General features: G+C 29.7%; 13 protein-coding genes. 7 read left to right on the top strand and 6 right to left on the bottom strand.

All coding sequences use genetic code 11. The features are described from left to right. The first annotated feature begins 72 nt into the window (after positions 1 to 72). From Spiro2_RS07830 to Spiro2_RS07805, 6 genes are all read left to right on the top strand, one after another. Positions 73 to 1,062, top strand: coding sequence for an amidohydrolase family protein (locus tag Spiro2_RS07830; protein ID WP_338635152.1), 990 nt, complete (start codon positions 73 to 75; stop codon positions 1,060 to 1,062). Beyond that, on the top strand, positions 1,055 to 2,215 hold the full coding sequence (locus tag Spiro2_RS07825) for a hypothetical protein (RefSeq protein ID WP_338635151.1): 1,161 nt from the start codon (positions 1,055 to 1,057) through the stop codon (positions 2,213 to 2,215). Before Spiro2_RS07830 ends, Spiro2_RS07825 begins: the two co-directional genes overlap by 8 nt. After that, positions 2,205 to 2,849: an orotate phosphoribosyltransferase gene (locus Spiro2_RS07820; RefSeq protein ID WP_338635150.1), complete on the top strand. Its 645-nt coding sequence runs from the start codon at positions 2,205 to 2,207 to the stop codon at positions 2,847 to 2,849. Before Spiro2_RS07825 ends, Spiro2_RS07820 begins: the two co-directional genes overlap by 11 nt. Then, positions 2,842 to 3,936: a hypothetical protein gene (locus Spiro2_RS07815; RefSeq protein ID WP_338635149.1), complete on the top strand. Its 1,095-nt coding sequence runs from the start codon at positions 2,842 to 2,844 to the stop codon at positions 3,934 to 3,936. Before Spiro2_RS07820 ends, Spiro2_RS07815 begins: the two co-directional genes overlap by 8 nt. Before the next feature lie 3 nt (positions 3,937 to 3,939). Next, complete coding sequence (locus Spiro2_RS07810; protein ID WP_338635148.1) at positions 3,940 to 5,067, top strand: FUSC family protein; 1,128 nt, start codon at positions 3,940 to 3,942, stop codon at positions 5,065 to 5,067. A gap of 158 nt (positions 5,068 to 5,225) precedes the next feature. Beyond that, positions 5,226 to 6,257 carry an ROK family protein gene (locus tag Spiro2_RS07805; RefSeq protein WP_338635147.1) on the top strand — a complete coding sequence of 344 codons (1,032 nt, stop codon included), beginning with the start codon at positions 5,226 to 5,228 and terminating at the stop codon, positions 6,255 to 6,257. Here Spiro2_RS07805 and Spiro2_RS07800 read toward each other — a convergent pair. The 6 genes from Spiro2_RS07800 to Spiro2_RS07775 are packed head-to-tail and all read right to left on the bottom strand — an operon-like array spanning position 6,254 to position 10,584. After that, on the bottom strand, positions 6,254 to 6,748 hold the full coding sequence (locus Spiro2_RS07800) for a MarR family winged helix-turn-helix transcriptional regulator (protein WP_338635146.1): 495 nt from the start codon (positions 6,746 to 6,748) through the stop codon (positions 6,254 to 6,256). The two genes, Spiro2_RS07805 and Spiro2_RS07800, sit on opposite strands and share 4 nt — an antisense overlap. A 21-nt stretch (positions 6,749 to 6,769) precedes the next feature. After that, positions 6,770 to 7,327, bottom strand: a complete 558-nt coding sequence (locus Spiro2_RS07795; protein ID WP_338635145.1) for a type II secretion system F family protein — start codon at positions 7,325 to 7,327, stop codon at positions 6,770 to 6,772. 1 nt (position 7,328) lies between these two features. Then, positions 7,329 to 8,000 carry a type II secretion system F family protein gene (locus Spiro2_RS07790; protein WP_338635144.1) on the bottom strand — a complete coding sequence of 224 codons (672 nt, stop codon included), beginning with the start codon at positions 7,998 to 8,000 and terminating at the stop codon, positions 7,329 to 7,331. 1 nt (position 8,001) lies between these two features. Continuing rightward, entirely contained in the window at positions 8,002 to 9,453 is a 1,452-nt protein-coding gene (locus Spiro2_RS07785) for a CpaF family protein (protein ID WP_338635143.1), read from the bottom strand. A 1-nt stretch (position 9,454) separates the two neighbouring features. After that, entirely contained in the window at positions 9,455 to 10,273 is an 819-nt protein-coding gene (gene cpaB, locus Spiro2_RS07780; RefSeq protein ID WP_338635142.1) for a Flp pilus assembly protein CpaB, read from the bottom strand. Positions 10,274 to 10,287: 14 nt separating this feature from the next. Then, on the bottom strand, positions 10,288 to 10,584 hold the full coding sequence (locus tag Spiro2_RS07775) for a hypothetical protein (RefSeq protein WP_338635139.1): 297 nt from the start codon (positions 10,582 to 10,584) through the stop codon (positions 10,288 to 10,290). Positions 10,585 to 10,844: 260 nt separating this feature from the next. Here Spiro2_RS07775 and Spiro2_RS07770 point away from each other — a divergent pair, with 260 nt between their 5' ends. Beyond that, positions 10,845 to 12,764, top strand: a complete 1,920-nt coding sequence (locus Spiro2_RS07770; protein ID WP_338635137.1) for a hypothetical protein — start codon at positions 10,845 to 10,847, stop codon at positions 12,762 to 12,764. Positions 12,765 to 12,772: the final 8 nt, after the last annotated feature.

The raw sequence follows: 12,772 nt of genomic DNA, 5'->3' as shown, positions 1-12,772 counted from the left end.
TCCAATTTTTACAAAAAAAATGATGGAAAGTATCTTAAAAATTGAAGTATTAAAAAATTGGAGGCAACTTAAATGTGGGATCCATTACAACATTTATACGAAAAAATTAAACGTGAAGGTGGTTTTGTAAATGCGCATGCGCATTTAGATCGAGCTTTTTCTGTTATCATCGATGATTTCATCAAAGAATCAGGTAATGTTCACAAAAATCTTCAAGAAAAATGGAAATTATTAGATAAATATAAAAAAGAAACAAAAGAAGAAACTTTTTATAAAAATATAACAAAAGTTTTAAAATTACAAAAACAACAAAATATAAATCACTGCTTATCATTTATTGATTGCGATGATGTGGTTCAAGAAAAAGCTCTTTTTGCAGCAAAAAAAGCAAAAGTATTTGCGCAAGAAGAGTTAAAATTAAATTTTTTAATAGCTTGTCAAACATTAAAAGGGGTAATTCAAAAAAATGCGCGCAAGTGGTTTGAGTTTTCTCTTGAGTATGTCGATATTATTGGCGGGCTGCCGGCTATCGATAGAGGTTTTGAACAAGAGCATATTGACATATTATTAATGGCTGCAAAACAAACTGGAAAAAGAGTTCATGTACATGTTGATCAACTGAATACAGCAGAAGAAAAAGAAACTGAATTGTTAGCTAGGAGAACAATTGCCCATGGTCTTGAAGGTAAAGTAACGGCAATTCATGGAATTTCTATTGCAGCTCATCCAGTAAAATATAGGCAAGAATTATACAAATTGTGTTACGACGCGGGTTTGAGTTTTGTTGCGTGCCCAACAGCTTGGTTAGATAGCAAACGCAATGAAAGTTTAACCCCAACACACAATTCTGTTACTCCCATTGATGAAATGGTACCTGCTGGCTTAACTGTTGCATTAGGAAGTGACAACATTTTTGATATTTATAAACCATTTTCTGATGGACACATGGCTACAGAATTACGAGTTTTATTAGAAGCAAATCATTTTTATGAAATTGATGAATTGGTTAAAATTGCAACTGCAAATGGCAAAAAAGTATTAGGAATCACTGAATATGTATGATGTATTTTCAAGTTATGAAGATAATTATAAACAAGGTCCTAAAGCCGAGTTTTTAAGTGAGCGCTGTTTTTCAAAGATAAATTATTTAACAAAACCAAAATATTCTTTTTTAGGTATTCCATTGCATATTCCATTTGGGGTTCCTGCTGGCCCTTTATTAAATACAGAATATGTAAAAGTTGCATTAGAAGCAGGTTTTTGTTTACCAGTTTATAAAACAGTGAGATCGCAATATTGGCCCGCGCATAATTTGCCAAATATTTTGCATATTCAATCAGATAAAAAATCTCTTTTTGTAAATGATAACCCTAATGTAATAGGGAAAAATTTTAAAAATAGAGAGTATTTTAATTCTCCTTTGTCTATTTCAAATTCATTTGGTGTGCCGAGTCAAAAACCAGAGGTTTGGCAAAAAGATTTTCAAGAATTGGCTCCGTTTGCAAAATGCAGTGGGAAGCATGTGGTATTAAGTTTTCAAGGCAGTCACAAACAGAATTGGCATTCACAAAATAGCAATGATGATTTTTTAGAAGATATATTCCAAATCACTAAAATGGCAACTCATTCTGTTTGGTTAAGCGGTTTTCAGTTATTAGAAATAAATTTGAGTTGTCCAAACGAAAATGCGACCCCTCTTTTTCAGGATGTTTTACAAACAATTAAAATTATAAAATTAGTCAATAAAGTTATTTTAGAGTCTCAAGCAAATATAAAACTGATTATTAAAATTGGTGTTCTCAGCGCAGAAGATGTTAAGCGACTTATTTCTGAAACTGCGGGGATGCTTCATGCAATTAGTGCAATTAATACAGTGGCTGCAGATATTAAAACGCCAAGTGGAAATGTTGCATTAGGAAGCGGTGTGCTTTCTGGCGGTGTGTGTGGTTCGCTGATATTAGAGCAAGGATTAACTATGGTATCATTGCTAGCAGAAACGAGAACAAAACTTGGAATTCTTAATGAACAACTTGGAATTATTGGAGTTGGAGGCGTTTCCTCAGCACGTGAATTTCATTCTTATATTGCAGCAGGAGCTGATGTTGTTCAGGTTGCAACAGGAATGATGTGGAATTTAGGCTTAGCCTCAGAAGTTGCTGATTCTCTTAAAGTTCCTTACCAAAAAATTGTGGAGATTGCTGCTCATGATTCTTGATTCTGTGACCCATGATATTGTCCGTGGTTTTTTTGAAGCGAAAGTCATTCAAATTTCGACCAATCCAATGTTTACCTTATCAAGTGGGAAAGAAGCTCCAGTTTATCTTGACCACCGAAAAATTTTTTCTCATGTTGGCCTAAGAAATAGAGTTATTGCAAAGTGGGTTGAGGTTCTTAAAGACGAATTTTTGGATATGAACTCAATGCATCACCTGACTTTTGCAGGAACAGCAACAGCAGGCATCGCCCCCGCTTATGCATTGGCGCAATACTGTAATGCAGGATTTGTGTATGTGAGAGGCAGTGCAAAACAGCATGGACTCAATCAACAGATTGAAGGAGCTTTGCCAACTCAAGCGCTAATTGTGTTGGTTGATGATATGGTCACAACGGGTGCGAGTTTATGCAAAGCAGCAGAGTCATTAACAGGATATGCAACAAAAAAAATTATTGCCACAAGCATTACAACTCATAATTTAAAATCGTCGCGCAATAATTTTTCTTCAAAACAACTTGTTTTCAAAAGTCTTTTTAACACGACGGATATTTTAGATATTGCATATGCAAAAGATTATGTCACAAGCCGAGAAATGAAGATAATAATGGAATGGTTAACGCAACTTGATGAATAAAAATTCTATGTTACAAATGTTTTTGTATGTTTGGGAGCGTGACTACCGCTCATTTATGCAAGGTGTCAGAAGCTGTTTTGCGCTGTTAATTGTTTTTTTTATTTTTTATTTTTATCGGGATTATGACTTAATTTTTATGGGAGTTGCTGTTCTCAGTTTATCGCAGTCTGCAGTTCGTTCACAATATTGGCGGTTTGAATTTAATTTATTTTTAGCTTTTTTTATTTCAACAGTTGCCATTTTAATTTCTTATCCTTATTCTAAAAACTTTATTTTAATATGTATTTTTATTTTTATAATTACATTTTTAATTTATATTTTTTCATATTATAAAATTGATTCATTATTTTCAATTTGGATTTATATTATTCCAATGTATACAGTTTTTTCTTTAAAAAACTTTAATGAAGCGTTAAAATTTGTTTTTTTAAATATAGCAGCCTTTGCTATTTGTTTATTAATATGTACTGTAATTCTTAGACCACGTCTGCAAAAAGAATGTTTATTTGAAATTAAATCAATTTTAAGAGAATTAACATTTTATATTGATGCTGTAGAAAAATACACTTTCCATAAATATGATAAATCAACTAAGCAATTAACAAAAAGAAGAGAAAGAATTTTTTCCAGAATTCAAAGCCTAAGGCTAATGATTAACGAAATTAATTTTTATAGAAAAAAACAAAAAATATATCATAAAAATTATTTGTTTTCAATCTATATAGCTGCTGTGTTAACAGAGCGATTTATCGAGGCAACAGTAGCTATTTCTTTAAAAATTAGAACTTTAAATGTACCTTTAGAGTATGAGTTTGTTGTTAGAAGTATTTTTAATTTAATGCACAAAACTAATAATGATCTCATTAAATTTTTAACAACTAGAAAGCAATTTACAGTTCAAGATTTGTCATTTTTATATGAAAAAATTTATCTGGATGCACTAGTCGAGTTTAAAAAAATTGAAAAATTTGGAGAAAAATATGCTTTTGATAAAACATTTGAAGAAATTTATTCGAGCGTATATCAACTAAAAGACAATATTAGTTTGTTAAACTCTGAGTTTAAGTTTTTATGTCAAAAAGAGTAGATTATGGAATATATAAATCAATTTAAAAATTTTATTTTAAATTTGATTAACTTTGAAATTTTTGAAATCAAGCAGGCGTGGCGTACAAGTATTGTTTGTGTCGTTTGTTTGTTTGTAAATGAAAAATGGTTAAAAACAGAGTTTCCTGGATGGATTATAATTACTGCAATAGTTTGTTTACAAGCAAACTTTGGAGCTACTATTATTAGAGTTAAAGAAAGATTATTTGGTACTATTTTTGGATGTGCTGCCGCCTTTGTTGTGACTATTTTATTTCAAGGGAATATTTTGATTGTTGTTTCGTTGGTTTTGATTTCTTGTATTTTTGCTATTTATAACTCTGTACATACCGTGTATTCTTACACTTATACAGTATTCTTTTTTACTTTCGGTTTAATTTCTTTATATTCTTTAATTTTTTCGGATGGAGTGCATTTTGCTTTATTACGAGTAGAAGATGTTGCTGTAGGAGCCTTATTTGGAACGTTAGGTTCTCTTTTGCTTTGGCCCGACTTTGCAAGCAATACTTTTAGAAAAAATCTGGTTGATGTCGTTTCTGAAACAGAAAATTTGTTTCAAAATATTATAGATTGGGTTGAAGATAAAATAAAAGATGATGAAGTTTATAACCAAAAGGTTTTGTCTGCAACAAACAATCAAAATGCTCGTAATAAAATAATTGAAATTTACTATGAATTAGGTAATCGAAATTATCCTTTAAAAGAATATGAGGCATTTATTTTATCACAAGAAAGAATCCATTTTTCTTTGCTGACAATTTATAACTTATTAAGAATCCATACATTTGAAAAAAATTATAACTCTGCTCATACTCTTTATCTTGTTGAGCAACTTGTCTCAATTCAAAATTATTTTAGAGTTTGTGTTGCACGTCTCCCATTAACAAAAGAGAAAGCTTTGCAATTGTCACAAGGAAGTCAAGAATATGCCCTTATAGAAAAGCTTGAAAAAGAAGCAATAAACTTTATTCATTCGCATCAAGTGGATACTGATAGTCAGGTTACAATACAAAATATCTCTAAACACCGTTCTTTATTAGAAAGATTATTTGAAGAAGTCAAATCAATGAATGTCGAAATAGATAATATTATTGAATTTTATATGCGCTAAAATGTTTTTTGTTATAAATGATTAAAAGTTACTAACTCGTGTGAAACCCACTTTTAAGATATTAAAAGACAAGGAGGGGACAATTGAGTTGATAATTGTTTGGCAATTATGGCAAGCTGCAAGTTCTATTTTTTATAGATTCTGTTGGAGACAAGATTATGTATCTTATTGGATTTGACATTGGTGGAACAAAAGTAGAAGCAATGCTAATTTATATTGGTAATTTAAAATCAAATATATCAGTAATTTCATCTTTTGAATTTCAAAAGTCAACTGGAGACATTGTTCCAGGTTTTGTGTTATATAAAAAGCGAGTCGCTACAGAACGTCATCATGGTTATGAGCAATTAATTGATAAAATGGCGATTTTAACAAATGAAATCTGTGCTGAAAAAAACGTGGCATTAGAAAAACTTTCAGGAATAGGTTTAAGTGTTCCAGGTCCTGTAGATCCAAAAACGGAGTTGGTGACTTCTAGTAATACCATGGTTTTAGTTGGCCATAATTTACACAACGATTTATCAAAAAAACTAGGTCTTTCTTGTCCAATTATTTCAGAAAATGATGCAAATTGTTTTGCTTTAGCCGAGTCGCTTTGTGGTGCGGGATTAGAGTATTTTAAGAAAACAGGGATTCCTGTTAACAAGCAAGTTGCAATTGGCTTAATATTAGGCTCTGGTTTTGGTGGTGGCATTATTGTTAACGGTAAAGTGGTGACAGGTCGTAGAGGGGGTGCTGGAGAAGTTGGCCATATGACGTTGTACCCAGGAGGCTACCCTTGCTACTGCGGACGGGCAGGGTGTGCAGAACAGTATTTATGTGGTCCAGCATTAGAGTCTGCTTTAAATAATCGTATTTATTCACAAATAGAAAAACGACCCAGTGCTGCACAAATATTTGAATTGTATAAAGCTCAAGATCCGATTGCTTTAGCAGTTGTCAAACGATACAAATCAGACCTCGCATTATTTTTGGGTTCGTTAACGTGTTGTCTTGATCCCCATTATTTTGTGTTTGGAGGCGGTTTGAGTCTCCAAGATATTATTTATGATGGGCTCGAAAAGAAGGTTGGAGAAAATACCTATTTGCCAGAACAACCCATTCCAATTTATAAACATAAAATTGGAGATTCCGCAGGCGCGATAGGTGCTGCACTTGTTGTTCTTGATCAAAATAATTTACATTTTTAATAGTTAATTTCTAGATTTTTGCGTAATTGTTTTAAAACTTGGGTAAGCAAAATTTTATTTTCTTCTGAGATGCCGTTGAGAACTTTTGGTCTAATATGTTCGCTAATTTTAAATGCATCTGTCAGTTTGCTATTGCCAAGTTCTGTGAGATGCAAGCATTTTGCTCTTTTGTCTTTATTGTCATCTTGTTTTTGCAGCCACTTTTTTTGATCCATATTTTCTAATGAACGGGTCAGACTTTGTGGCTCTACATCCATAATTAATGCCAAATCTGCTTGGCGAATTCCTGGATTTCTTCCAATGTAAGCTAAAATACGTCTTTCTAGCCGACTCAGATCATACTCTTTTGCCATTTCATCAAGTTTATTTCTCCATAAAGTCGTTGTGTCAATAAAATAAAATTCAAGAATTGCATCAATATTTAAATTATCAGTTTTAAACTTTGGAATTTTTGCAACATCCTCAGAAGTTGGTATTTCAAGGTCATCCATGATTATCTCCTGGTTAACAATTTAAAAACGTAATGAACGAAGTAAGTCCTGAATTGAGCTACTGCCAAGAATTATAAATATAACTGGAAAAATAAAGAACACCAGAGGAAAAATCATTTTTACAGGAAATTGAGCGATAATTTCTTCTGTTTTGAGATTACAGCGAAATTTCATAAAATGACTGAGTTCTGTTAGTGTAAGTTTAAGAGAGGTCCCAAGTTTTAAACTTAATTGGATGTGCTCAATGATTTCGTTAAAATAAAAGTTTTTATTATTATTAATACAGAAATTTAAAGCATTGTTGAAAGAGCAGCCTGTGTTGTAAATTTGTAACGTGTCAAATGCAAATTTTTTGATACTTGGGCAATTGGTAAACGTTGCTGCATGTTCAAAAGCATGAAAGGCGTCAAACCCTGCTTCTAAGTATAAAAGCATGTTATCAAGAAAATCGGCACAGGCATACAAATCTCGAACGCTGTTTTTTTTAACAGATACTTTTTTATACTTAAAATTTAATTTCATTGGATAAAAATAAAGAAATAGTAAATTAAATAAAAAATTTAAAATAATAAAAATCATATTAATTTTGCCTTGAAATTAAATTTAAAAAATAAAATCCTATAATATTAAGAAATATCATAAATATTAATAAAATATTTCCAAAACTATCTGTAAAAAAGTATGTGATTTTTAGTGGTGAAATTATCCATATAAATAAACTTAAAAATAATGGTGATAAACTTATAACAATTGCTTGTAGTCGAATTTGTGATGTATATGCTTTAATTTTTTGCGTAACTAAAATTTTTTCTTTAATTTTAATTTGTGATTTTTCTAAAATAAATATTAAATTTCCTGAGCTTTTTAAACCAATAAGAATTGAGGTTAAAAATATTATAATATGTTGGTTGCCATAATTGTTGTCAATTTCATTGGTTGTTTTTTCGAGAGCTTCTTTAAAACTTTTTCCGCTTTTGTATAGTTGGTTAATTTTATATAAATAACAATAATTTTTAGTTGATATTTTCTTGTTTAATAACAACTCAAGAGCCTGAGAAGGTTGTAACCCCGAAGTCAAATATGATTTAAAACTTTCAATAATAAAGTAAACTTCCATTGGATTTTTTTTGGTAAAAAAATATGCTTTAAAAATTTGATTAAAGTAAACAATTTTTTTATTTATGATTATTAAAAATAATTTATTATATTTAATAAATAAAAAATTTGTAATTAAAATTAAAATTAAGGTCATTTCAATCTTCGTATATATTGGTTAATACTATTTTATTTGTATTCTCATTGTGTTCTTTTACTTCGTAAATTCCTTTAATAAACCTGCTACCATGAGAATTTCTGGATAGTTGAATGACAACGTGAATTGCTGATGCAATTTGCTCTCGTATGGCGTGTGAGGGTAATTTTTCAGCAGCAAATAACACCAAAGTTTCTAAGCGTCGTAAGGCATCAGAAGCAGAATTTGCATGAATTGTCGTCATGCTACCTTCATGGCCTGTGTTCATTGCTTGCAGCATATCGAGTGCTTCCAAGCCTCTGCATTCGCCAATAATGATACGGTCGGGACGCATGCGTAATGTATTTTTTAACAAATCTCGAATTGTAATTTGACCTTGATTTTCGATGTTTGCATTTCTACATTCTAAACGAATAACATGAGGTTGTTGTAGTTGTAGCTCTGCAGAGTCTTCAATTGTAATAATTCTTTCTTGATTATTAATAAATGCAGAGAGACAATTGAGGAGAGTTGTTTTACCAGTGCCCGTACCCCCAGAAATTAAAATATTTTTTTTAGATCTAACAATATCTTCTAAATATTTACTACAATTTATTGGTATCGTATTGAGTTGTACGAGATCTAAAAAATTTATCATTTTTTTAGGAAATTTTCTTATAGTTAAGCATGGTCCAGTTATGGCAAGAGGAGGAATAATGGCATGCACGCGAGAGCCATCAGGTAACCTTGCATCACAAAATGGAGTGTGTTGATCGATTCTTCTTCCTATTTTATTACAAATTCTCTCTATTGTTGAAAGAAGTTCTAATGAAGATTCGTATTGTAATTCAGATAAACTAATAACCCCTGATTTTTCTAAATAAATTTTTGAATCACTATTAACCATTATTTCTGAAATAGTTGGATCTTGTAAAACAAAAGTTAAAATACCATGTTCAAACACTTGAGCCCAAAGACACCAAATAATTTTTTGAAAGTACTTTCTGCTTGTTTCTTTATGGATGTCTTCTTTTTTCCAAAAAAAAGTATTTAAATGTTCGCAACATAAATTTATAAAATTGATTATATTATTTTCATTGTTTTCAAATTGATTATAATTACAATGAGATAATAAATTTTGCATATAGGATAAAGTTATTTTAAATTCTTGTGATCTAAAAATTTTTGAAATTTCTTGTTCACTAGGAATTAAAACAAAACTATATTTTTCTGTTTTTAAAAAAATTTGTTTATTATTTATTTTGATATTGCATTCTTTAAATTTAACAATATTATTATAATTATTTTTTAAAAATACAAAATTGTTGTCTAAAAATACTTGATAAGAAATACTTTTAAATTTTTCTTCATTAATTTTTATGTCACAGTTTTCTGAACTTCCAATTAGAAAGTTCATGTTACTCATTATATCTGCTTCAAGATCATTTATAGTGTCTATAATTTTCCATTTCATTTTATTGCTTTTTACCCTGAATAATTTGAAAACCATCATTTTTAATAATTTTCTGAATTTTTTCATTTTGAATAAACTTATTTAATGTCATTGCCTCTCCAGAATGCGAAGAGATGTCATTAGGATTTCTTAATGAAATAGAAAACTTTGCATATTGCTTCATAAAAGATAAAACTTTAACTTCTTCAGGAAACAAATAAAAACTAATTGAATTACTTGTAGTTTTTCTTTCTTTAGCATGAAATTGGTTTGTGATTGCAATAATTTCTATACCGCTTAAAATTGTTTCTGTGGCCTTGCCAAAACCAGGAATTTCTAAATATGCAATTAAATCAATTTTATCACCTATTTTTAAAATATTTAAATAATTTTCTAATTCAAGGTTTAAAGTAAAAAGTCTTTTTCCAAGAGGAATTTTTTCAAGTAAAGAGTTTTTATGGTTTATGCTAACTACCGAATTTTTTGGAATTAAAGAGTTTTTGTAAATTTTAGTAAGTAATTTTTTTCCTAAAATTAAACTATTTTCTTCGTGATTAATAAAATAATTGTGAGTTTCACCTAAATCAACTTGTATCACTTTAACGTCATTTTCAGTAATAATAAAACCTGGTTCTAAATCCTTTTGTGCCGCCATTACATATGTTTTATTTAAACTATTATGGTTATTGCTAATTGTATATATAGCAGAAAATAAAAAATACTGAAATATTGCAAAAATTATAGCAAATAAAATTTGAGTTTTTTTATTTACCAATTTTATATTTTTATGAAGCGAAGAATTTGTTGGAATATCATTCCATTTGATTTTATTATTATTCATTTTTTAAATTTTTTTTAAAGATTTTCTTCATCAAATATATCAGAGTTATTTTCTATGGACATATTTCCAGAAACTTTAGAAGCATTTTTTTGTGCTTTTTGTGCAGCTGATACTGCTTTTTTTTCAGAATCCATAATTTTACTTACATCTTGACCAGCAATAGCTCCAGCTAAAGATGCAATTTTAGATTTAATTGCTGCGCCAAAAAAAGCTGTTGACGCAATGGCTGCAATGGCAATTAAACTCAAAATAATTGCGTATTCGGTAAGACCTTGACCAAGTTCTTTGTTTTTATTAATTTTTTTATACATAAGTGACTTCTCCTGTGAAGCAATATTCCATAGAAAGAACTTGTCTACAAAACAGGAAGCATATTGTAATCAGACATTTTTTTAATATTATAGTACTAATTTTATTATCTTTTTTTCTAATTTGTCCTTTTATTCGTTAAATAAATAAAAATTTTCAATAATTCTATTTTATTATAAATTTGTTTGAAGTCTGTTTTAAATTTATTAAATTTGCATTTTTAACTTATAAGTAAGTTGTTTTTTAATTATTGAGGTTATTAATGGCTGTTCTTTATATTAATAAAAGTAAAGCAAAAATAGGTTTTTTTAATTTTTTATATAAAAAAATAAGTCAACTTGAAAATGAATCTGCAATTGACTTGGTGGTGATTCGTGGAATGGCTGCAGCTCAAGTTGGTTTGCTCAATCATACAAATTTATCTTACAATTCTGGTATTTTATACAAGAATAAAAAAATTTTTCACACATTTGGAATGAATTTTTCTATTTGTGTGGTGAGTTTTGATAAGAAAAAAAAGTTGATGAGCAAACCATGTTTAATTTTACCTAATAGTATATTTATTGCACCAAGAGGCTCTTGTTATGTTGCAGAAATTCACGAATCACATTGTAAGAATGAATTTTTTTTAAATGTACAATTAAAAAAGAATGCTTCATTTAGTATTATTAAAAGCAAATTATTAAGTATTGTTTTTAAAATGAGATTTTTAATTTCATTATTATCGATGATTTTGCTTGTTTTAATTGCAAATAGTAGTTTTGCTAGTGAAAATTTAAAGCTGATAACAGGAAAAGAAAAAATTGTTGATTTAGGCTCTGCTCCTCAATCAATCATAATTTCTGATCCCGAATATTTGCAAGTACAAAGAATTGGCTTAACAAATTCTGTAAAATTTATTCCTCAACGTGAAGGAAAAGTAGACGTACAAATTTTATATCCAGATGGTGTGCAAAGTGTATGGCATATTGTTATCGCAAAAGAATTTGAAATTTATGATTATGATTTGGATAATTTTGATATCGCGCTACAGCCTTCAGCAAATTCTTTACACCATTTTTATACATCGCTTAAAAAAATTTCAGGAATTGTTCCGCAAATTAAAGGCGGTAAAATAATTATTTTAGGTCGTATTAAATTATTTTCTGATTTTCGTAAACTTGTAAACATTGTTGCTCCAAGGCCGCAATTGTTTTTTCCGTTGTATACAATTTCTCAAGACATTGAACCACTTATACTAAAATCAATTGAAAATGATATAAAGTTACTTGGAGATAAACATATTAAGATAATAAATCGAGGAGGATTGTATTGTTTTACAGGTATTTCTAATTCAATGACTAGTAAAAATCGATCGTGGCAATATGTCAGCGCATTGTTACCGAATGTTGTGAATGCAATACAAGATACAACTGGTGCGAGCGAGAGTGTGCAAATAAATTTGCATTTTTTAGAGGTGGGTAAACTCAACCGCATTGAAGCAGGGTTGCAGCAGCCAGGAATGCGTAACCCAGTTAAAGGGACTTTAAATTTTTCGCCTTCAACACTTGCATCATCGGTGCACTCTACGTTTCAGATCGCGCCAATGGAGATGTTGTTAAAAGCAATACAGCAAAGAAGTTTTTCTAGAAATATCGCTCAGCCCGTTGTGATTACCCGATCTGGAGAAAAAGCAACATTTTTAGCAGGAGGCGAGGTGCCAATTGTCGCAGCGGCTTCTACGACAACAAATACAAATCAAAATACGACAGTTACATATAAGCCTTTTGGTATTTTATTTAATGTAACACCGGTATTACAAAATGATGGATCGATTTGGCTTAAATTAGAATTAGAGGTTAGTGATGTTTCAGAATACTTATCTTTTCAAAATGTTCCCGGATTTGTTTCGCGAAAAATTAATACAAATATTATTTTAAAAGATAATAATTATGCACTTCTTAGTGGTTTGGTGCAATCTAAAAATTCTAAAAATGTTGATAGGTTTCCAATTTTAAGCAATATCCCTATTATTGGAGAAATTTTTAAAAGTAGACGCTTTAAAGATGATGATTCTGAATTGTGGATTGCAGTATCTGCAATACGTTCCGATCAACAAAATGACGATATAGATATTAAAAAGTTTATTGAAAAGAAAGCTTTTCATTACCAAAATTTGTTAACTGGTAGTTTATTAGATTAAGGTGTTGT

This window comes from Spirobacillus cienkowskii (genome assembly GCF_037081835.1).
In the GTDB taxonomy this organism is placed as follows: Bacteria; Bdellovibrionota_B; Oligoflexia; order Silvanigrellales; family Silvanigrellaceae; genus Silvanigrella; species Silvanigrella cienkowskii.
Note: the sequence above shows the minus strand (reverse complement) of the source record. Positions and strands in the feature narration are given on the sequence as shown.